The organism is Candidatus Sulfurimonas baltica (genome assembly GCF_015265455.1).
Lineage (GTDB): Bacteria > Campylobacterota > Campylobacteria > Campylobacterales > Sulfurimonadaceae > Sulfurimonas > Sulfurimonas baltica.
Map to the genome: position 1 here is coordinate 2,096,173 of NZ_CP054492.1, position 22,725 is coordinate 2,118,897.

21 protein-coding genes and 1 pseudogene are annotated in these 22,725 nt (G+C 34.8%); 1 reads left to right on the forward strand and 21 read right to left on the reverse strand.

Features of this window, described 5'->3' with window-relative positions; all coding sequences use genetic code 11:
- Positions 1-266: 266 nt before the first annotated feature.
- The 4 genes from HUE88_RS10570 to ovoA are packed head-to-tail and all read right to left on the reverse strand — an operon-like array spanning position 267 to position 4,186.
- Positions 267-686 carry a PNPOx family protein gene (locus tag HUE88_RS10570; protein WP_194368843.1) on the reverse strand — a complete coding sequence of 140 codons (420 nt, stop codon included), beginning with the start codon at positions 684-686 and terminating at the stop codon, positions 267-269.
- Positions 679-909, reverse strand: a complete 231-nt coding sequence (locus HUE88_RS10575) for a hypothetical protein (protein WP_194368845.1) — start codon at positions 907-909, stop codon at positions 679-681. The genes HUE88_RS10570 and HUE88_RS10575 overlap by 8 nt, the downstream gene beginning before the upstream one ends.
- Positions 906-2,105 (reverse strand): PatB family C-S lyase, encoded by a 1,200-nt coding sequence (locus HUE88_RS10580; RefSeq protein WP_229860070.1) that lies wholly within the window; start codon positions 2,103-2,105, stop codon positions 906-908. Before HUE88_RS10580 ends, HUE88_RS10575 begins: the two co-directional genes overlap by 4 nt.
- Positions 2,090-4,186, reverse strand: a complete 2,097-nt coding sequence (ovoA, locus tag HUE88_RS10585) for a 5-histidylcysteine sulfoxide synthase (RefSeq protein ID WP_194368847.1) — start codon at positions 4,184-4,186, stop codon at positions 2,090-2,092. The genes HUE88_RS10580 and ovoA overlap by 16 nt, the downstream gene beginning before the upstream one ends.
- A 32-nt stretch (positions 4,187-4,218) precedes the next feature.
- Between ovoA and pgeF the strand changes: the two genes are divergently transcribed.
- Positions 4,219-4,944, forward strand: a complete 726-nt coding sequence (gene pgeF, locus HUE88_RS10590) for a peptidoglycan editing factor PgeF (RefSeq protein WP_194368850.1) — start codon at positions 4,219-4,221, stop codon at positions 4,942-4,944.
- On the opposite strand, the gene dxs is transcribed toward pgeF, so the two are convergent.
- The 17 genes and pseudogenes from dxs to HUE88_RS10675 form a co-directional block, all read right to left on the reverse strand.
- Positions 4,936-6,756 carry a 1-deoxy-D-xylulose-5-phosphate synthase gene (gene dxs, locus HUE88_RS10595; protein WP_194368852.1) on the reverse strand — a complete coding sequence of 607 codons (1,821 nt, stop codon included), beginning with the start codon at positions 6,754-6,756 and terminating at the stop codon, positions 4,936-4,938. The two genes, pgeF and dxs, sit on opposite strands and share 9 nt — an antisense overlap.
- A gap of 9 nt (positions 6,757-6,765) precedes the next feature.
- On the reverse strand, positions 6,766-7,572 hold the full coding sequence (fliH, locus tag HUE88_RS10600; protein ID WP_194368854.1) for a flagellar assembly protein FliH: 807 nt from the start codon (positions 7,570-7,572) through the stop codon (positions 6,766-6,768).
- 2 nt (positions 7,573-7,574) lie between these two features.
- Positions 7,575-8,600, reverse strand: coding sequence for a flagellar motor switch protein FliG (fliG, locus tag HUE88_RS10605; protein WP_194368856.1), 1,026 nt, complete (start codon positions 8,598-8,600; stop codon positions 7,575-7,577).
- Between the two features lie 11 nt (positions 8,601-8,611).
- The gene (fliF, locus tag HUE88_RS10610; protein ID WP_194368858.1) at positions 8,612-10,312 is read right to left on the reverse strand and encodes a flagellar basal-body MS-ring/collar protein FliF; all 1,701 of its coding nucleotides are present in this window, start codon (positions 10,310-10,312) and stop codon (positions 8,612-8,614) included.
- Positions 10,313-10,331: 19 nt separating this feature from the next.
- Positions 10,332-11,426, reverse strand: coding sequence for a histidinol-phosphate transaminase (gene hisC, locus HUE88_RS10615; RefSeq protein WP_194368860.1), 1,095 nt, complete (start codon positions 11,424-11,426; stop codon positions 10,332-10,334).
- The gene (gene pheA, locus HUE88_RS10620) at positions 11,416-12,507 is read right to left on the reverse strand and encodes a prephenate dehydratase (protein ID WP_194368862.1); all 1,092 of its coding nucleotides are present in this window, start codon (positions 12,505-12,507) and stop codon (positions 11,416-11,418) included. The genes hisC and pheA overlap by 11 nt, the downstream gene beginning before the upstream one ends.
- The gene (locus tag HUE88_RS10625; RefSeq protein ID WP_194368864.1) at positions 12,504-13,295 is read right to left on the reverse strand and encodes an HAD-IIA family hydrolase; all 792 of its coding nucleotides are present in this window, start codon (positions 13,293-13,295) and stop codon (positions 12,504-12,506) included. Before HUE88_RS10625 ends, pheA begins: the two co-directional genes overlap by 4 nt.
- A 91-nt stretch (positions 13,296-13,386) precedes the next feature.
- Complete coding sequence (gene lysA / locus HUE88_RS10630; protein ID WP_194368866.1) at positions 13,387-14,595, reverse strand: diaminopimelate decarboxylase; 1,209 nt, start codon at positions 14,593-14,595, stop codon at positions 13,387-13,389.
- A 67-nt stretch (positions 14,596-14,662) separates the two neighbouring features.
- Positions 14,663-15,733, reverse strand: coding sequence for an LptF/LptG family permease (locus HUE88_RS10635; protein ID WP_194368868.1), 1,071 nt, complete (start codon positions 15,731-15,733; stop codon positions 14,663-14,665).
- Positions 15,734-15,758: 25 nt separating this feature from the next.
- Positions 15,759-16,319 carry an aminoacyl-tRNA hydrolase gene (pth, locus tag HUE88_RS10640; RefSeq protein WP_229860204.1) on the reverse strand — a complete coding sequence of 187 codons (561 nt, stop codon included), beginning with the start codon at positions 16,317-16,319 and terminating at the stop codon, positions 15,759-15,761.
- A complete protein-coding gene (locus HUE88_RS10645) occupies positions 16,319-16,855 on the reverse strand; it encodes a 50S ribosomal protein L25/general stress protein Ctc (protein WP_194368872.1) in 537 nt (178 codons plus the stop codon). The genes pth and HUE88_RS10645 overlap by 1 nt, the downstream gene beginning before the upstream one ends.
- Positions 16,856-16,915: 60 nt before the next feature.
- A complete protein-coding gene (locus HUE88_RS10650) occupies positions 16,916-18,106 on the reverse strand; it encodes a type IV pilus twitching motility protein PilT (protein WP_194368874.1) in 1,191 nt (396 codons plus the stop codon).
- A pseudogene (locus HUE88_RS10655) lies at positions 18,103-19,083 on the reverse strand (transaldolase). The gene HUE88_RS10650 and the pseudogene HUE88_RS10655 overlap by 4 nt, the downstream one beginning before the upstream one ends.
- A 4-nt stretch (positions 19,084-19,087) precedes the next feature.
- Positions 19,088-19,471 (reverse strand): hypothetical protein, encoded by a 384-nt coding sequence (locus HUE88_RS10660; protein WP_194368876.1) that lies wholly within the window; start codon positions 19,469-19,471, stop codon positions 19,088-19,090.
- A gap of 1 nt (position 19,472) precedes the next feature.
- A complete protein-coding gene (locus HUE88_RS10665) occupies positions 19,473-20,873 on the reverse strand; it encodes a sensor histidine kinase (RefSeq protein WP_194368878.1) in 1,401 nt (466 codons plus the stop codon).
- Between the two features lie 18 nt (positions 20,874-20,891).
- Entirely contained in the window at positions 20,892-21,839 is a 948-nt protein-coding gene (locus tag HUE88_RS10670; RefSeq protein ID WP_194368880.1) for an aminodeoxychorismate synthase component I, read from the reverse strand.
- Positions 21,839-22,714 carry an aspartate carbamoyltransferase catalytic subunit gene (locus HUE88_RS10675; RefSeq protein WP_194368882.1) on the reverse strand — a complete coding sequence of 292 codons (876 nt, stop codon included), beginning with the start codon at positions 22,712-22,714 and terminating at the stop codon, positions 21,839-21,841. The genes HUE88_RS10670 and HUE88_RS10675 overlap by 1 nt, the downstream gene beginning before the upstream one ends.
- Positions 22,715-22,725 lie beyond the last annotated feature (11 nt).

Sequence of the window (22,725 nt, forward strand, 5' to 3'; positions counted from 1 at the left end):
TTTTCCTTTAGTTTATTACACAAAAATTTACTATATATATCTTGTGAAATTAATTTACGTATTGTACCAAATATGATAAAATACCACACTTAAAGCAGGTGTATAGGTAATTATGAAGAGAATTAATTGTAGAAGATGTGAATATTTTTTTATTACTTGGGAAGCCAGTAAACCTTACGGTTGTAAAGCTTATGGCTTTAAATCTCCACAAATACCATCAATTGTGGTTTTTCAAAGCAGCGGCACTGATTGCACAATGTTTAAACTTAAGAGCACGTCCAAATAATTTTTTTACCAAAACCTAGCTTATTATCTGTCATTTTAAACTCTTTTATCTTTATTGACCAAAGTTTTGGATTCATTGCTAGAGCATAAGGAAATCTCTTGAAGTATAGGTTTTTAAGAGCTTGTTCATCCAAACTTACAAACTCCCCTGTAAACTGAATTCCCTGTATCTTACCGACAATTTTAGTCTCCAAGACTACACTCCCGGCAACAGAGGAGTTCTTTAGAATATTTTTAATATGAGTTGTATCATCGCTGCTAGCTACAACAAATGATAGTTTCTCTTTGTCAAATGCATAAAAAAGATTACATGCGCTTAGCTCATTCTCACTCATTGTGGCTAAACTCAGTACATGATGCTCTTGTAAGAAAGAGTCTATTTTATCTAGGTTACTACTCAAAACATTTAAACAAATGCTTCTCTAAATCAGCATTGCTGTTGAGATCTCTTTTTCTAAGCATAAGTTTAGCTATATCATCATTAGCCATTGTCTCATACATCTCCGAAGGGTTTGTCATACTGTAGTAACTTTTTAAAAAATCTAAAAGTGTCTCAAAATTATTATCTTGTTTTGCGGAGTGCTGCTTAAAAATTTTAAACTCTTCCCAATTTATATCAATCAACTATATTTCCCTTTTTTTTCTAATGCATATTCCAGTTTGTCAATAACTTGTGACATTTTAGCACAAGAGAGTGCAAAATTCAATCTCATAAAGCCACTCCCCTCTCTGCCGAAACTAAGACCTGCATTTAAGCCGAGTTTTGCCTCTTTTACAAAAAAATTTCGTAAAGCTTTATCACTTAGATTCATACCCCGGCAGTCAAGCCATGCCAGATATGTCGCCTCTATAGGTACTATCTTTATCATGTACGGGTATCGAGAACATACTGCTTCTAACATATTATAATTTTTTTGCAGATGAACTTTTAACTCCTCCAACCACTCTTTGCCATTTTTATATGCTGATTCATATGCTACATGTGAGAGTACACTGCCCTGAGCAAAATGGACACGTTTATAAATTTTTAAATATTGTTCACGAAGCTTTTTATTTGTAATTACTACACTGCTCATAGCAAAACCAGCCATATTAAATGTTTTTCCTGCGCCGATTGCCGTAATAGTTATATCTCTTGCCTTATCATTTAAAGAGGCAAAAGGGATATGTATATTCGGTTTATATACCAAGTCGGAGTGGATCTCATCACTAAACACTACAATATTATGTTGAAGACACACACTTAATATCTCCTCAAGTTCTTCTCTTCGCCAGGTTCTGCCGACAGGGTTGTGTGGAGAGCACAAAAGCAGCAGCTTAGTTTTTTTGTCTATTTTTGACTTTAAATCTTCTATGTCAAAAACATATTTCCCATCACTGTTTTGCTTGAGTGGATTTTTCAGCAGCTCTCTGTCATGCTCAATTACACTGTGAAAAAACGGAGGATAGACAGGAGTTTGTACTATAATCTTGTCGCCAATCTCGCTAAACGCTTCAATAGCCACATTCATGGATGCTACTACGGAATGGGAGTAGAGCATATCTTCTAATAAAAACTCTATACTATGCTCTCTCTTCATCCACTCTATCTGAGCTTTAAATGCACTTTGCGGAACATCTTCGTATCCAAATATAGGATGGTTAAGCCTCTGTTTTACAGCTTCTATAACAAAATCCGGAGTATTTATATCCATATCTGCGACCCAAACAGGCTGTACATCTTCTGTTTTGAAAAGCTTCTCTCTTAGTGTGTATTTTTCTGCATTTGTATCTTTCCTACATGCAGACTCTGAAAAATCATAACTCAATTTTTTTTCCAAACAGTAGCCTGAGAGATAGTATGCTGATACTTTCTGCTTGTCTCTTTTATAACAAACTCAATATCTTGAGTATGTATCAGCTCAAACTTAGCGCCTAGTATCTCTTTTAATGCCTCTAAAGTCCTAACCTCTTTGCCATTCTTATCTCTGTAGCCTCCAAGCCAAAACTCTTTTTTTGTTGAGCTCTCCTGCCAAGTGTATGGTGATGTTAAAATCAAGATTCCATCTCTGTTTAGCCTATCGACAACAGTCTCCAAAAAGAGTTTAGGGTTGTAGAGTCTGTCTATTAGGTTGGTTGCTATAACTAAATCATATGAGTTGAAGTTAGGCTTCAGATTACAAGCATCGCCCTGCCAAAAAGAGACTTTTTCTCTTATCTTCTCATAGCCTAACTCTTCAATTGTAACCTTTTTATTTGTAAAAATTTCACCCTCTTCATAGGTATGAAAAGCCACATAACCATCATTTTTCAGCTTTGAACCGACTTGGACAAAACGAACAGAAAAGTCTAACCCCTCAACCTCATCAAATGTTTTTGCCAGCTCAAATGTTGCTCGACCGGTGGCACATCCTAAATCAAGCGCTTTGCCTCTGTTAATCGCAAACTTAGAGGCCAGTTTTGCACATGCAATTGCAAAATTTTCAACTCCAAACTTCTCCTCGCCGTACTGAAATTCACAATACTGAGAAACAAGCTCATCACTCTCATAGATATCTATCTTCGCCTCTTTATGCAAAGCCGAAACAACATACCTGAAACCTGCATGTTGATAGAAGTGTCTTCTAAAGGCGTAACGGGAGTGCTTCATTATCAGGTTTCCGCTGCTAGCCCATGAAGAACCTAAAATAAGTGCGTGTTTGTTGTCAAAAGTTGGGACCGAAAAGTCATCATATGCCTCATGCACTTTGAAACCTTCAAAGCCATGTATAGGTGTTGAGCTCCACTGCCATACATTACCAACAACATCATAAATATCGCCGAAGTTATGCTTATCTACTGGGCATGAACTAAAATTATTTAGGTTCAAGTTCGCACTATTTTCATCAAACTCTGGAATATCTTTAAGTCCTACATGTAGAGTTATTGCACCGTACTCCGCTTCACTTGGCAAAGTATAAGCAATACCCTCTTTTTGCGTTTTATATCTGCAAAAGGCTTCGGCTTCCAAAGCATTTACATCAACAGGCCAGTTGCTTGGCATGTCAATAATTTTACTTAAAGCTCTATATCTGTAGACGCCGTTTTGCATAACCCAAAATGGGGGATGTTTCGCAGATGTAATATCTAAAAACTTTTTCCCCTCTTCATCCCAATACTCCTCGTTATCGTATCCTCCATCTTTGACGAACTCCATAAACTCACTGTTTGAGACAAGATATTTTGAAGCTTGAAACTTATCTACATGTATGGACTCTTCTCCGTACTCGTTATCCCAGCCATAAAGATTATGAGAACTATCTTTTCCTAAATTGACTTGAGCTTCAGGTATCTCTACCATCTCATTTTTAGGAGCATCGCCTGCTTCGAAGCAAGGAGTGAGTCCATCCACTTCTTTTATATATTCTAATGGCATCTGTCTATGAAGAACCAAAGAAGTCTCTATATGAATTCTCTCATGTTCAATTCCCATAAGGATAATCCACATATCAGAGTCCTGCGTTATAGGAAGAGATAAAGGTATATTCATAATTAATTTATCAACCAAATCCCTTACTTTTGTTCTGTACTCTCTAACATCTTGCACTTTTGGCCAAGTATAGTTTTTAGACTCAGTATCATCCCAATCCATCTCATCTACACCGATGGCAAAAATAGACTCAAAATCTGGATTTATTCTTTCGTCTATTATCTTCATATTTATAAGTTTATTTATGTAAAAAGTTGCCGTATGTCCGAAATAAAATATCATAGGATGGCGAGTTATTTCAGATTTTTTATAAAAGACTTCATCACTTTTTAACAACTCGAACACTTTTTCAAATATCATATTTGTATTGTAAAAATATTCCCTTATCTCTTCTCGTTTTTTTTGTATGTCACCACCATCTAGCGTGACGGGATATAAACTAAACTTGCTCAAAAAACACCCTTTTATTTTGTTATAATCATTATATGAAATTTTATCAAAGTAACTTATTAAATAACTTTTCGAATATTAGTCAGGTTTTCACATTAAGAGAGAGTGGGAATTTAGCCTTTCATGTAAATGACAACATTCTACATGTAAGGACGAATCATGATATTTTAGCCAAAGAGCTAAGCTACAATCTAAACTCACTTATTCATATGAAACAAATCCATTCCGATATTGTACATGTAGTAAATGATAATGACAGCTTTACGAATCCCCCTACATGTGATGCAATAATAACAGACAGGTTAAACACTCCACTTATGGTTATGGTTGCTGATTGTAGCCCAATTCTCTTTTATGATGATAAAAAAAAAGTAATAGCAGTTGCTCATGCTGGACGTGCTGGAGCTTTTAAAAATATAGTTAAAAATGTAATTGACTCTTTTGTAAACAATTTTAACAGTGAAATAAATAATATACATGTAACTATCGGAGCCAGTATAGGTTCTTGCTGCTATGAAGTTGGAACTGAAATTTTCTATGAAGCCAAAGAGCTGAACTTAGAGTATGCAATTGAGAAAAAAGATGAGAGTTTTTATCTTGATATAAGTAAAATTTTAAAAAAACAACTTTTGGCATGTGGGATTAAAAAAGACAATATTGAGATCTCTACCGAGTGCACAAAATGCAACTCCGATAAATATTTTTCCTACAGAGACGACTCTCTTACTGGAAGATTTGCCGGTGTTATAGAGCTAAAGTAGCTCTTGAACTCTCTTAGCAAGTTGCTTCGGTAAAAGCCCCAAAGACTCCTCTACCAACTTTGTATTTCCATGAGTTATGAAACTGTCTTCATATTCGAAGCTTTCAACTTCTACATGTAGAATTTTTTCTTTTGCTAAAAACTCTAAGATTGCAGAACCGACTCCGCCCATTTTTGAGCTATCGCTAAACACAAACCATTTTTTATGTTTTTTAGCCATAGCTCTAAGCATAGTTTCATCAAGAGGTTTTACAAAGCGTAAATCTAAAATACTTACTTCACTCTCTAAAATTTCTGCTGTTTCATATGCACGGCCAACACCATTTCCGTAACCGATAAAAAGTATATCTGTATCACACGAGCGAAGAAGCTGAGATTTTGCCAATTCAAAAGGAGAAGATTCAGGTAAATCTGTTTGAGTAAATGCACCTCTTGGATAGCGGACAGAACAAGGGTGATTATACTCAGCTGCAAATGCAAGTGACTGATGCATAGACTTCTCGTCTCTTGGAGCTAAAAGTGTCATATTTGGAATAGCTCTTAAAAAACTAATATCAAAGACACCCTGATGTGTCTCCCCGTCTTCACCAACTATTCCGGCACGGTCAAGTGCAAAAACAACTGGTAAGTCCATAAGACATGTATCGTGAATTATCTGATCATATCCTCGTTGTAAAAATGTTGAGTAGATTGTACAGAATGGTTTAAAGCCCTCTTTTGCAAGAGCACTCATTGATGTTACAGCGTGCTGCTCTGCAATTGCTACATCCCAAAATCTATCAGGGTATAGCTCCATCAGTTCTGTCAAACCTGTTCCGCTTGGCATTGCAGCTGTAGCACCTACTATTTTGTCATTATGTTTTGCAAGGTGAAGAAGAGCCTCTGTATAGATTTGAGTTGCACTTTTTGCAGCACTTTTTTTAGATGCATTTCCACTATCTAAATCAAATGGACCGACACCGTGCCACTTCTCTTCTTGACCCTCCGCAATATCATACCCCTTGCCTTTAATAGTTTGAGCATGAACTATCACGGGCCTTTTTAACTCTTTTGCTTTTTCAAATATCTCTATCAGCTGAGTTAAATTATGACCGTCTACCGGACCAATATAGTTAATTCCCATCTCTTCAAACATTATACCTGGTGTAATTAGCTTAAGGGACTCTTCGGCTTTCTTCGCCATATAATGAGCAGCCTCACCAAAATTATCAACAAAATTTTCAGTATGTTTTTTGAATTTTTGATAAAAGGGGCTTGCCATTGCAGAACTCAACATTCTGCTTATTGCCCCAATTGGCTTAGCGATGCTCATCTCGTTATCATTAAGTATAATAACCATCGGGTACTTTCTATCACCCAACTCATTTAGTGCCTCATAAACCATACCGGCTGTCATAGAGCCATCACCAATCATAATAACCGGTACACGTGAATCTTGCTCACCTTTTAGAGCTATTGCCTTAGCTGCTCCAACCCCTAAAGATATAGAAGTAGAACTATGCCCAGCCACAAAATAGTCATCGTCACTCTCACTTGGCTTCGTATATCCGCATAATCCATTAAACTGACGCAGAGTATCAAACTCATCCCATCTATCTGTTAAAAGTTTATGTGCGTATGATTGATGTGAAACATCAAAAACAAAAGGGTCTTTTTTCGAATCAAATACTTTATGCATTGCAACAATTAACTCTGTAGCGCCCAAAGTTGAACTTAGATGTCCCCCATTTTTACTTACAACTCTTAATATCTCTGACCTGATATCTTTACAAATATTATCTAGTTCTAATATACTTTTTTCTTTTATATTCATTTTATTACTTTACTCACTTAATGCAGCTCTTTTAACACGTTCAAATCTTTTTGAAATCTCAGCATCAATATTGCCGGCATCACTTATTGCTATTACACCGCCTGGACTAACTGCACTGTCGGATATAATCTCTACATGTTTCATGGAACCAAGACTCTCCGACAAAGCACCATGGTCTTTTGGATTTACTTTTAACTTTATTTTTGAGGCACTCTGCAACTCTCTAATTAGTTCGTTGGATAAGATTGTAGCTATATGGTTAGAATTTTCACCTAGTTCTATATTTATAACTTCTTTTGATATGTCTATCGCTGCGCTAATTAACTCTTTTTTTATCCCCTCTAATGCACTGTAAAACTCTTTTGCACTACTCTCTAAGGTTGCAACAGAAGATGAAAACTGATTCAATACCTTTGTCATATTATTATCATCATTCTCAGATGAGAGTTTTTTACCAGCTTCAATACCCTTTGCAAATGAGTCTTCTTCAGCTTTAATAAGCTCTTTTTTATGCTCATCTGTCATCTCTTCTAACTTCATTTGAAGTTTAATAAAGTTAGATGACATCTCATCAGTTTTTTTCATCAGCGACTCAATTAATGAGTCTTTAGAACTTTGACTCATAGCACTAGCGTCAATATCATTCTCTCTTCTATCAGGGTGCACATCTTTTGTAAACACATCTTTTTTCTCATGTATCAGGCTAGACTCAAACATATCATCTTGAGGTTCATGAGGTCCAACAGCCAGCACTTTAAAGCTATACTTGCTAACAGTATGATTTTCTCTGTTTTCGTTACTGATTATAGGAGCCAAAACTATTCCACCATCTCTTCACTTGAACCCATTTGTATAGCCCCAGCTTCAGCAAGACCATTAACAAGCTCAACAATTTTTCTCTGAGCTGTTTCTACATCTTTCATCTTAACAGCACCCATAAACTGCATCTCTTCATCGAATGCAGCCTTAGCTCTTTCACTCATTGCAGAGAAGAATTTCTCTTTTAAATCTTCAGGAGCACTCTTGAGAGCAAGCATTAAGTCAGGCTTCTCAACTGTTTTGAGTAGCTCTACGATAGCATTCTTATCAAGAGTAACAATATCTTCAAATGTAAACATCATCTCTTTAATAAGTGTTGACATCTCTTCATCTCTCTCCTCAATCTTAGAGAGAGTGTCTTTAGATGCTTTTGCGCCAAGACGATTGAAGATATCGGCAACAGCACGAGGTCCACCAACCTCAACTTTGTAGGTCGCAAGTGATTCAAGCTTAGACTCAAGAACCGCGGAAACCCTTTTGATAACAGAAGGGGATATATCTCCAAGTTTTGCCATTCTCATTGCAACTTCAGAGCGTAAATCATCCGGAAAATACTGAATAGTGTCAGCAGCCTGCGTTGCATCCATATGTGCCAGTATAAGTGCTATTGTTTGCGGGTGCTCATTTATAATAAAGTCTGAAAGTTGTTGAGGCTTAATTTTTGATAGATATGAAAAATTTTGAGTCTCCTGCATACTTTTTGATAGTTTTTCTAAAATTACTTTTGCCTCTTCTGGACCAAGTGTCCTATACAACAACTCTCTAGCATACTCCATACCGCCAGATGTAATAAACTGACCCGACTGTATTATTGCATGAAACTCTTCGAGAACTGCTGCTGCGACTGCTTTATCTACCGTCCTGTTACCTGCAATATATTTGGATATCTCTGTAATTGTTTCAACACTCATCAGCGCAAATAGTGAAGCGGTTATATCTTCTCCGAGTTGCATTAAAAGGATTGCTGCCTTCTCTCCCATACTCATCTCATCAAATGCTGCTTGCTGTAATGGATTTAAGTTCATGCGACCCCCTTTTATCTAATTATACCGTCAGCTTCTTCTGTTAAAAGAGCCTGCAATACTAATGCAATCTGCTCAGGAGATTCCTCAGCCATAGTTTTAACTTTTTCAAGAAGAACTTCATATTTTAAGGCATCTTCACTAAAGCCCTCGCCTAAGCCAAGCTGATCCTCAACTTTTTTACGCATTGATTGAACTTTTTCCACCAAATCTTCATCATCACTATCCTCAATATCCAAATAAGGTTTAATATGATCATCCTCTTCTTTGGAAATCTCTAACATTCTCTCTGCAAACGGACTAATAACTTTTTTGTATAAAATTAAAAGCATCAAAAGTACAAACATATACTTGAAAACTGCAGAGAAAGGAGTTAAGTATGTTTGAGAAAATTTCATTGCTTTACTTACTCCATCTTCTCCAATTAGACCAGCAGTTCTTTTGAATTGTAAATTTTTAACAGTTATCTGATCGCCTCTGGCTTCATCAACACCGATTGAGCGACTAACAAGAGAAGTTAGCGCCTGCAAATCGCTCTCTGAGAGTGCCTCATATTCCAACTCTTCAGTTACATTGCCATTTTCATCAGTTTTATATTTATATTTTCCATCAACCATAACAGCGGCTGTAACTCTTTTTATACGAGCAAACTGACTTTTTGTTGTTGAAACAGTTTTTCCAACTTCATAATTTGTTGTACCAGAGTTTTTCTCATATTTTTCATTAGTTTTATTGCTCTTTAGCCCTTCTACTGGGCCTATATTACTGACAGTTCCTGGAACACCTCCAACTTCTGCCGGAGTTGCTCCCTCTCTCTTCTCTTCACTAACCTGCTCACTTCTTACAACATTTTCAGGGTCATAAACCTCAGAAGTAGAACTTTGTATTGAAAAATCAAAATCAATAGTTACCTGAGCTACTACTTTTTTACTTCCACCGACAAAAGGAGATATTACATCTATAATTTTATTCTGATTTTTTTTCTCTTCTTTTGCTTTATATTTTTGTTGTGTCGCTGAGAGTTCGCCCATCTGAGCCATCTCATCCTCATCCCCTAACGTTTCGCCTTCATTGTCTATCAACATTACATTTGCGGGAGTCAGCTTAGGGACAGCAGCAGCTACGAGATTTTTTATTCCTCTTATTTGCTTAGCAGACAGCCTGCGCCCTTCAACCATACTAACCATTATTGAGGCAGTCGGCTCTACCTGCTTAGATACAAAAAGCGTCTCTTTTGGTAAAGCCAAGCTTACACTTGCTGATTCTATAGGAGCAAGAGCATTGATTGTCCTAGATAGTTCACCTTCAATTGCACGTAGAAACTTAATATTTTGGTCAAACGAAGTTGCTCCAAACTCTTGAGTATCAAAAAGTTCAAAGCCTACACCGCTATTCTTTGGTATACCAAGCGAAGCAATAGCAATTCGCTCTCTGTATACTACATTTTTTGGAACTTTTATAACATTTTTGTCCAATAGTTGGTAAGGTATATTGTCTTTTTCCAGATGCTCAACAATTTTAGCTGCCTCTTCTGAACTTAAAGAATCGAAAAGAGTTTCATATTTGTTGTTTTCATCTTTTTTAGCTGTATAAACAACCATAAATATCAAAAATGAGACTATCCCTATAATAGCTGAAGCAATAATAACCTTCTGCTGATTGGTCAGTTTGTCATATAGAATAACTAACTGTGAAAAAAGTACTTTAAAATCCATCAAGTTCCCATTTTAAAAATTATAAACACTGTTTTAGCAACTCAAAAAAACGACTATTTTGATCTTTTGTTCCAACAGTAACTCTAATTGCATTCATACCGTAACCACTTAAATTTCTAACTATCATCCCTTTTTGTAAAAGAGAGTTTGATATTTCTGTGGAGTTTTGATTATTATTTAGACATAAAGTAACAAAATTTGTATAACTGTTTATTATATCTATTTTTTGCTCTAAAGCAAACTCTTCATAACGTTTCATCTGCTCAAAATTAAGAGTAACACTTTTTTGCACAAACTCTTCATCACTAAGTGCTATTGTAGCAGCTTCAAGAGAGAGAGTAGTTATGTTAAATGGCGGTCTGAGCTTATACAACTCTTTTATTATTTTTTCATCTGCTATACCGTATCCAACTCTCATTCCACCAAGACCGTAAGCTTTGGAAAAAGTACCAAGGTATATCACGTTGCTGAATTTATTCACAAGCTCTTTTGCTGAAATCTCTTTTGAACTATCCTTAGCAATCGCATACTCCATGTAAGCGCCATCAACTACAACTAATGTGTCACTATCAATCTTTTCAATAAACTCAAAAAGCTCATCTCTATCAATCGCATCACCAGTCGGATTATTTGGTGTACATAAAAAAATAATTTCTGGTTTTTGTTCTTTATAAATTTTATAAAACTCATCTAAATCATGTTTTTGAGAAGCTGTTTTTATTATCTTAGCACCAACATGTTTTGCATATATCTCATACATTGCAAAGGTTACACTGTTGACTAAAATTTTAGAGCTTGAGTTTGCCTTCGCATGCATTAAAAACTCTATTACTTGATCACTACCTGAGCCAATAATAACATTACTTGATTCAACACCAAATCTTAAACTTATGGCATTTTTTAATTTTATCATTGAATCATCAGGATAAAGAGCCATATTCGCTAATATAGCACCTACGGCATTTTGCACTTTAATTGAACATCCATAAGGATTCTCGTTTGAAGCAAGCTTTACAACATCTTTTGCATCTATTCCAAACTCTCTGACTACTAATTCTATGGGCTTTCCAGCCTCATATGTACTTATACTTTCTAAATTTTTATTAAATTTCACTATTATCACCTCTAATATAACTGCCTAACCAAGTCACTTCTCCATCATGTTTTTGTAAAACACTCTGAATATCAACATCATCAATATGCCCGTAAAAATCTATAAAAAACCAATAACCAAATCCGCCCTCATCCTTAGATGGACGAGACTCAATTTTAGATAAGTTTATTTTCTTTTCATCAAAATCTTGTAAAAAATGGACAAGAGATCCAGCCTTAACTCCATCTTTTAGTCTAACTAAGATTGAAGTTTTATCCTCGTCGCTTATTTCATTTTTAAAGTCACTAAGTATAACAAACCTTGTTTGAGAGCCTATGTCATCCTCAATATCATCAAACATTGTTGGAATACCATATAGTTTTGCAGCTATATGACTGCATATTGCTGCAGAATTCTCATCTTCTGTCGCTAATATTGCTGCCTTAGCTGTTGATTCAACTGGTATAAGCTCTACATTTGATAGCCCATGCTCTTGAAGGAACTCTCTACACTGTCCAAAACCCTTATCTTTAGAGTATATTTTTTTGATACTTTCAAGATTTCTAGCTTTGGTTGCAAAAGACATATGGATTGGCATGTATAATTCAGCAACAATTTTTACGGAACTTTTTGCAAGCAAGTCCAATGTTTCACCTACAATTCCATCTCTTGAGTTTTCAATTGGCACAACACCAAACTTTGCTCTCTTTGCTTCTAATGTCTTAAATACTGAATATATAGAGCCCAAAGATAGATAGTCACTCATAGCTCCGAAACGGCTCTCAGCAGCTTGATGAGTAAAGCTTCCTTCTGGTCCCAAATAGGCAATTCTCTCTGGAAGTTCTAAGTTTCTAGAAACTGCAAAAACTTCTAAAAATATTGCTTCAATCGCATTCCTGTTTAAAAGCCCTCCACTTCTTAAACTATTTTCAGACAACCTTTGTATGATTGCTTTTTCTCTCTCAGGTCTGTATATTGCTCCGCCAGTGTTACTTTTTATCTCGCCAACACGCTCAACAACTTTCATTCTTTTGTTGAGAAGTTCTAATATTTCATCATCAATAGAATCTATAATAACCCGACAATCATCTAAAGTTTTCATATTATCTCCATATTCTTGTATTCCAAAATTTCTTGCATATCACCATATATAGAGTCTGGTCTTAGAGATGGCTCTAAAAATGGAACTATCTCATCTGCTGATTTATATTTTCCGCTTGTTACAAATACAGTTTTCATCCCCATCTCCTTGGCTCCGCCGAGATCTCCCTTAACATCATCACTAATTATAGTTATTTCGCTAAACTCAGCATTTCTAGCCTGATTACGCAGCATTTTTAAAGCCTCTTTGTAAAAAATTTCACTAGGTTTTCCCACAACTTCATAATTTGCAGATGTAGCAAACTCAAGCATCTTTAAAATTGCTCCAACACCTGGGTATCTTTTGTTGTTTTTAGCATATATTGATGTTTCATGCATTCCTACCAAAGAGGCTCCACTCAATAAAAAATCTATCATCTGCGCATACTCATCAGCTGTAAAATCATCTTTTACTGAGACCAATACCGTTTTTGGATTTTTATAATTGAGTAAATACCCTCTTTTGACCAACGTCTCTAAAAATTCATTTGTGCCATAAGCAGCAACAGCTTCTTTTTTTACACGAGAGTCCAAAAGCATTAAAGGGTCAAGGTACTTAGAAAATTCAAAACTAAAACCTATTGATTGCAAAAATGAATAAAAATCTAAAGAGTCTTTTTTGGTGTTATTTGTAATTACCATATATGGGATTTTTTTTTCATTTAGCATATCAATAAACTCTATACTCCCGCGTATTGGCGATTTATCTGTATCACTAATCAAAGTACCTTGAACATCTATGAAATACAAATCTATCCCCTTGTCTCGTATAGCATGAACTCAACCATATAATATTCAGTCACTAAAGCTTTGCCTCTGGCAAGATATGTCATTCTGATACCTAAACCAAAAATTCTTTTTCTAAAGCTACTAAATCTTCAAAATTTTCACGTTTGCGTATAAGTCTTGCTTTGCCATCTTTTAACGCAATCTCAGCACTTCTTCCTCTTGTGTTGTAGTTACTGCCCATACCAAAGCCATATGCACCGGCACTATGAACAACCAATAAATCATTGTGCTCTAAAATTGGCAGTGGGTAGTTTTTTGCAAAAAAGTCACCGCTCTCACAAACTGGACCAACTACATCCGCTTTACTTAGCTCTGACTTACTATCTGTTATAGCTTCTATTTTATGATAAGCATTATAAAGGCTTGGACGAAGAAGATCATTCATAGCACCATCAACTACTACAAATCTTTTTGTCCCATTTTGTTTTTCATACAAGACTTTTGTTAAAAAGTATCCAGCATTTGCTGTTAAAAATCTTCCCGGTTCGCAGATTACTGTTAAGTCCAAGCCTTTTAATGTTGAAAGTATCGCTTGGGCATAATCGTATGGAGTTATTGTAGTTTCATTGTCATATTTCACTCCAAGTCCGCCACCGATATCAAAAAACTTTAGCTCAATTTTTATGTTTGAGAGAGAGCGAACCAAGTCAGCAACAATCTCGGCAGATTCATAAATTGGCTTAAGTTCTGTAAGCTGAGAGCCTATATGAAAATGTATTCCAACAGGATCTAAGTTTTGGGAATTTTTTGCACGAATATACATTCTTTTTGCTGCATCAATTTCAACACCAAACTTGTTGTCATGCAGTCCAGTTGATATATATGGATGAGTTTGTGGATCAATGTTCGGATTTACTCTTATGCTAATCCTACATGTAGAATTTAACTCTTTTGCTATAAGTTCTACACGGCCAAGTTCAGCTTCACTCTCAACATTAATATAAAGAATGTCTTTATTTATTGCTTCACGAATCTCATCATCACTCTTTCCCACACCAGAAAAAATAATTTTGTAAGGAGGAATTCCGGCTAAGAACGCACGTCGAACTTCACCGATGGAAACACAATCTGCTCCACTACCCAAATCTGCAAAATGTTTTACTACACTAAGGTTTGAATTTGATTTTACTGCATAAGCCATAATTGATTTTCTGCCCTTAAAGGCATCTTTCAACTCCTCATACTGCTTAGTCATATAGTCTAAATTATATATATAAAGTGGAGTTTTATACTCGTTTGCTAACTCTTTAAAATTTATCATAAAAGTCCCAAATAATTTTTAGCAATTTTATCCAAAAAGTACTTATAATTTTATTTTTTAATTTATTCTACGCAGATACGCTGTACCTTTTCCATTGACGCATTGACACTAGAAAAAGAATGACTATTGGGGCAATTATACCAATTTCACTTGGAATTGTTTTATGGCTAGATAATTCACTTAGTGTAAAAAGAATTGCCCATACCATTAGTGAAGCAATTATTGCAGCAAAACTAAATATTGATACATTTAAAAACCTTACACTTATTGGGACAAAGAAAAAAATTATTATAATCAAAAATGGCACGAAAAACGGATAAATAAAAATTTTGTAAATCACACTTTTAATAATATCTGTATTTATATTTTGAGCCCGCAAGAGAATATATGCATCAAAAGCATCTTTTATTGTAAAGTTTACTTTGCCTTCATAAACCTGATCTAGCATTTTAGGGCGAAACCCTTTAAGGATTTTCAAATCTTTACTCTCAGTCACCTCAATACCAAGTGAATCAAAGTTAACATTATCAGGTTTTGTAATAATATCTGCCTTGTCTATGTTCCAAAACTCATCTCGATACATAGCTTTTGAGGCAACTAAAACTTCTTTTAAAGAGTTGTTTTTAAAACTGAAGACTCTTATATTTTCTGCACTCTCTTGTAGTGGAAGCATCTTCGAGAAATAGATGAATTTATCTTTATATGTGAAGAACAGATCTCTTGTTGGGCTCAAATACTGTGCATTTTTACGAATATTATTTGCAAATTCATTTGCTCTCGCGAAATTTGAAATAGCATGAATAGAGATAAATGATACTATTACTAATGTTGACACAACCACAAAAGGTTTTAGGATATCAACTCTGGAATAACCTAGAGAATAAAAAGAGACCAGTGAATTTGAGCGTATTAATAACATTTTTGTAGATATCATAGCAAAAATAAGTGAGAGAGGGAGAAGTAAATCTATGGCGTAAAAAGCTTTATAGACTAAATAAATTAGAAGCAAGTTTGCAGATATATCTAACTTATCCATACTTCCCATATAATCAAATCCAACTAGGAATAGTATAAGTGCCAATAAAATAATTACAAAGTATTTTATATAATGAAAAGATATATATTTAAAAGCTAACATTTGCGTCCGTGTAAGAAGTTTGGCACTATTTTAGCTGAAATTTTTTAATTGTATATATAGAGCTAACATCTTCTAGTGAATTTTGCAATAAATATTCAACTGCCTCACATGTAAGAGAGATCCACTCACTAAGATGTGTCTGTTCTTTAGAGTTAAAATTGCTTAAAACATAAGATGAGACTTCCCCTTTATGTTCTGGTTTTCCTATACCCATTCTAACTCTAATATATTCGCGAGATATCTTCTCATCTGTAGATTTAAGGCCATTATGTCCACCATGTCCACCACCTTTTTTAAATCTTAGCGTTCCAAATGGTAAATCTAAATCATCATGTATTACAACAACATCTTCAATTTTATAAAATTTTTTAACTGCTGAAATAGAGTTGCCAGAGAGGTTCATAAATGTTAGTGGTTTTAATAAAAAATGATTTGAAAATTTGAAAAGCTCACCATTAAATAGTGATGAAGAGAGTTTTTGAGCATTTTGTCTTTTAACTAGCTCATCTATGACCATAAACCCAATATTATGGCGGGTTTGCTCATAGTTCGGGCCAGGATTACCCAGTCCGACTATTAACATAATTACTTAGCTTTGATTATACTTACTACAGCTACACGATCTGAATCAGTAAATTTAACATTTTCAATTAAAGCTAAATCACGGATAAGTCTAGAATCGCCAAGATCCATAGGAGTCACATCAATATTAATGCTGTTTGGAACATTTTCAATTGCAGCTTTAACTCTTAAACGAGGCTTTGAAATATTTACAAGACCTTTGTTTTTAAGACCAAATGCCTCACCTTGTGGTACAACTGGTACGTGGTAGTGAGTTACAACACCTGGTTGTGCAACCATTAAATCTACATGTAAAAGTAAAGATGTTACTGGATGTGCCTCATACGATTGTACTACAACGTTCATCTCTTTTCCATCTATACTTACTGGAAATGCTAAAGTCTCTTTTTTGCGAACTGTACGGATATACTCATTCATTTTGAATGCAGCATGAATATTTTCAAGCCCTTTTCCGTAAATGTTTGCAACTAGATATCCATCGCGGCGAAGCGCTTTCGTGCCTTTTTTGCCAATACTCTCTCTAATAATGCCTTCTAACATATTGAATCCTTAATAAAAATATTTGGAATTATACCTCTTTAAACTTTATATTCTGTTAAATTATTTTAAATCAAATACATCTTCGTTGTAAGCTCTTCCATCGTCTTTGTCGCCAGGCTTATTTCCACTAGCTTTTCCGCTATTTAGTCCACTCATTCTAAGTTCTAAATCAGACGCGCTTGTTGCATAATCTTTTGCTTTTTCTTTTGTGATTAAACCTGCATTGTATATATCTAAAATATGCTGATCAAAACTTTGTGACCCATAATGTTCACGTCCTTTTTCTATAGCGTCTTTTATCTCATAATCACGGTTTTCAGTTATGAGCTTTTCTATCATCGGTGTTTTAACTAAAATTTCCATGGCAGCAACTCGCTTATTGTCTATGGTTGGAATAAGCCTTTGCGATACGATACCTTTTAAAACTCCGGCCAAAGAGAGTCTGACACGATTTTGCTCATCAGTTGGAAACATCGCTATGATACGATTAATAGTCTCTTTTGCATCTATCGTGTGTAGTGTTGAAAACACTAAGTGACCTGTGTCTGCAGCATGCAGGGCAAGCTCTACCGTCTCACGGTCACGCATCTCCCCAACAAGGATAATATCAGGATCTTCACGAAGTGCAGCTCTTAGTGCTCTATCAAAAGAGAGAGTATCTTGACCTATAGAGCGCTGATTAATTATACAACCCCTATCTTTATGAACAAACTCAATAGGATCTTCAATTGTTATAATATGCTGCTGCTCTTTTGTGTTAATCTCATTTATCATAGCTGCGAGAGTTGTTGATTTTCCACTACCTGTTGCTCCGGTAACAAGAACCATCCCCCTTCCCTCATCGGTAAGAGTTCTTACAATTTCTGGATAACCCATCTCATCAAAGTTAGGTACCTTCATTGGGATTACACGGAAGACTGCTGATGGTCCATCCATCTGAAAGAAAATATTTACACGAAAACGATTATGCTCATCAAATTGGTATACTAAGTCCACCTCTTTGTTTTCAACAAATTCTGCATATCTGCCTCTTAAAATCTCTTTAGCCAGTGTCATCGCTTCATCGTATGTAAATACACTTCCGGAAAACTGTACAATTTTTCCATTAATTCTTGCACGTATTACCCCGTTAGCCTTTACATGTAAGTCACTTCCACCATTATCAATAAGCTTTTTAAGGTATGCTCTTATCTTTTTTAGCTGCTCAAATGTTAATTGACTTATATCTACTTCATTTTTATTATCACTCATAATGACTCCAATATCTCTTTAAAAGCATCTTTAAATTGTTCTAATCCATCAACTATCTGCTTATCCAAAACTTCACTAAAGTTAATCCCTAAACTCTCTATCTTTTTGAAATGCTCCTCCATAGTCAAAGGTGATATAGGCAGAGCAGCTTTGGCTGTGCCGTTTTTCGCAAATGCTTTTATGGTATCGATGGGTGCGGTATTAACACTGTTGTATGCTAAAAGCTTTTCTATATAATAGTGTGCAGGAAGTGAATCATCCTTTACACCTGTGCTTGCAAAGAGGGTTCTACAACCATTGACATTCATGCTCTGAATTTTCGCATAAATATCTGCACTGTTATATATTCCGCTAAGTGCAACTTCTACTCCATGTTTTGCAAGCTCTTCATCCAACGCTCTATCAACACGACTTACAAAGACACTTATAACAGTGTCTACTTTATCCCCGTACTTTGCAACTCCCGCCTCAAAAGCTTTCGCGCAAGAGAGAGCCTGTTCTTTTTTAAATATAAGAGTCGCGTTTACTGGAATTCCACAAGAGGTAAGCTCTTGCATTGCTATGTAGCCGGCATCTGTTGCAGGTACTTTAATCATCACATTTTTTCGCCCTATATCTGCAAAAAGCCTTTTTCCTTCCTCTATCGTTGCAGATGCATCGTCACATAAAAATGGGTCGACCTCTATGCTTACATAGCCGTCATTTCCAGCATCATAAAGAGGTTTAAGTATATCTGCCGCTTTTTGTATATCGTATATTGCCACTGCTTCATACTTTTGCTTTGGAGTTAAAGAGCTTAAAGTTGACAACTACTCTTTATATGCAGGTGAATTTAAAATGGCATTTTTAAATATTGCTGGATTAGAGGTTGCGCCATTTACAGTTGCGCTATTTATTAAATCTTTAAATTCATTATCTAGATAGTCTCTCTCTATAAAATCAGCCCAGAGCGAAAACTTTAAATCTTTTATATACATAATCTCAAATCCTAAATAATTTTTTATCTATTATATCCCAAACATTCTCAAAAAATTTTAAATTGGTAAAAAGTATCAAGTGAACTACAATTAAATAATACATAACTTCACTACTTATAAAAGGTACTTTATCTACAATATCAAGTAAAAGATAAAAATCAAATAAATGCTCCTCGTATAAATCTTGATTGATTAGCATTATAATTGCTAATGAGGATAGTAAAAAAAATGTAGATGAGTAGTCGCTAAATCTAAAATGTAGCAGGTACATTACAATAAACAGATTTACAAAGTAAAGCAGATAAAAGCTTAATGAAAAAACACATATCAACTCTACATGTAGAGTCAATGCGAAGATAAAAAATATGAGATTTTTTAACAGTTTCATACTAAGATATATTTTTTGGAACCTTTATGGTAAACATAGTGCCTTTTTCAGAAGTTTGCACATCTATGCTGCCGTTAAACTGCTTTTGCACAATCATCTGACTCATATATAGACCGAGGCCTGTCCCATTCTTCCCTTTGGTACTAAAGTATGGCTCAAAAAGTTTTGGTACATTTTCGCTTTTAATACCGCCTGCGTTATCTGAAATATCAAGTAAAATAAAATCGTCTTTACTTTTAACACTAATATTTATATACTTATTCTCATTTTTAGATTCATCCATAGCATCTATAGCATTGTTTAAAATATTGAGCACAACCTGAATAAACTCATTTATATATGTTTTTATATGGATGTCGGCTTTTTTATCTATAGTTATATTAATACCTTTGCCTTTAACTCTAGGCATAGCAAAATTAACTGCTTTTTGAAGCAATTCATGCACCTCAACATCAACCAACTCTTTATCGTTATTAAAATATGTTAAAAAATCATCTATTGTTTCAGAAAGATATACTATCGTATCACTTATATTACTTAAGGCTCCGTCAGTATCTTCACTGCTAACCTCTTTTCCCAATAGTTTGTCAAGCTGTAAATTTGCTATTTGAAGAGTGATTGTAGAGAGTGGCTGTCTCCACTGATGAGCTATCATACTTATCATCTCACCCATGACCGCCTGCTTGGACTGTGTCTCTAGAATTTTATCTTTTTTTGTTAACTCTTCTAGTTTGTTTGCTACTTTTTTCTCTAAGAGTTCATTGAGCTCTGTTAGTGCAGAAGTTTTTTCTTTGACCTGCTTCTCAAGCTTAGAGTTAAAATCCAAAAGCATCTTCTGTTGTTCTAAAATAAGTTTTTGCGACTCATCCATTTTAAGTTGATAAAAATAAATCATTACACTTTCAATGACTAAAACAAAAGCGATATATGAAACCTGATACATACTGTAGTGCACTTCTATCATTGTCTGCAAGGGTGCTATAAGAATTAGGAAAAGCATTACAAACAACCAACAAAATATTTTTTTTGATGTTTGAAAATAGAGCAAAACAGCCGGAAATACTATAACCCATATATGTTTTAAGTCTACAGGGTCCCCATAGTAAATAAGGTATAAAAATAAAAATAAAAATTGAGTAGTCATAATAACAGCAACATATTTAAGAATAAAACGATATTTTCTCAATAAAAACATTAGTACAAAAACAATAAAAAGCATTCCTATCTCAACAGGGATAAAACCTTCAATCCCTCTTATAACATTTCCAGTGATTCCGTAAATAAGTATAATAGCAGAGATAACAAGACCTATATTTATAATCTGATATCTATATTTCAAGTCTAGTTCAAATTCACTAAATTCATGTCCACTAGTGAAAAAATTTTTAATATTGTATTTCATATCTTCCTCGTTAACAATTTATGGCAAATATACTTTATCTAAAAGTTCCTTATATTCACTTTTGACATCACTATCTAACGTAATTCCACCACCACTTTTATATATATACCCCTCATTAATTTTTTCAATAAATCTAATCATAACTCCGCTATCAAGTGACTCTCCGTCATAAACGCCAAATACACCGCTGAAATAGCCACGCTCGTAATTTTCAACCTCTTTAATTATCTCTAACGTACTTTTTTTTGGAGCACCGCTTATACTTCCTGCCGGCAAGAGTGATTTTAAGATATCCCCAATTCTTTCATGCCAATTTTCACCGATGCTTCCACTTATATGAGAGCTTACATGTAGAAGTTTCTTATCCCCTGCTTCAATTTTATTGACATACCTGAACCTCTTTACATGTACATCGTTTGCAACTATAGAGAGATCATTTCTAAGCAAATCGACCACCATAACATGCTCTGCCATCTCTTTTTTGTTATCCAATATTTTTTGTTCAGCATTAATCACAGAGGCGTCAATTGTCCCCTTCATAGGGTAAGTATGAATATAATCATCTTTTATCTGAATAAATTTTTCAGGAGAGAAGCATACAAATTTATTCTCTTTATCCTCATATCTTAACTTATAGTGTGCATTTGCATTTTGAAAAATCTCTTTTAAGCTTAACTCTGTTTTTATTGGTGTCGGAGCCGTCAAATTTAGCAAATATGTATCACCGGATTTGATTCTCTCTTGCACATAATCAAATTTTTTTTTATATTCGACAAATTCTAGAGGATACTTTTTTATTTTGTTATTGTATTGTTTTATATTATAGTTTTCATCTATAGAGTACTCAATATCATATTTATCAAGTTCAACCAAACGGATAATTTTTAAATTTTCTGCTTTAAAGTCACAAATAAATAAAAATGGCTCTCTTTGTTTTCCTAAAGAGTTTAAGTCATCAAAGCTCATTAACTTTGCGTTATCAACTTTTTGAGAACGGCCATCCTAATAGATACGCCGTTTGTGACCTGCTTCAAAACTTTACATCTTTTATCTGCTAAAAGCGCATCGCAGATGTCAATATTTCTATGTACCGGACCTGGATGTAGAAGAACTATATCTCTGTCGCCTATTAATTCGGTTGTTATACAAAAATCACTTGCATAATCTTTAAGCGAAGCATAACTTTGAGAGGAGTGTCTCTCTGTCTGAGTACGCAGACTCATAATGACATCCACCTCATCCACGATACTCTCTAAAAAATGTGTTGTTCTTAACTCTGTCTTTGGTAAAAAATGTGGTGGAGCAGCAAGTATCACTTCCATGCCAAATCTGCTTAAAAGCTCTATATTTGAGTTTGCTACACGTGAATTTTTTATATCCCCTACAATTGCAATTTTTTTACCTCTCAAATCACCAAAATGTTCTCTCAAAGTATACAAGTCCAAAAGTGCTTGCGTTGGATGGGCATGTGCTCCATCTCCGGCATTTATTATCGAGGCTTTTATATTGTTTGAAAGCATTTTTGGAACACCTGAGTTTTGGTGCCTTACTATTATAGCATCTGGGTGCATTGCATCTAAATTTGCTGCAGTGTCAACTAAGGTTTCCCCTTTTTTTGTGGAGCTTTGAGCCACATCCAAATGGACAATCTCAGCACCTAATCTTTTTGCGGCAATCTCAAAAGAGCTTTTTGTTCTCGTAGAGTTTTCAAAGAACAGTGTAATAATTATTTTATCTTGAAGTATCCTTTCGAATCTTCCATCACTAAACTTTTTAGCATCTTCTAAAATCTCTTCTATCTCTGAAATGGTGAAATCATCTGTACGAATCAAGTGTTGCATGATACTTCTTT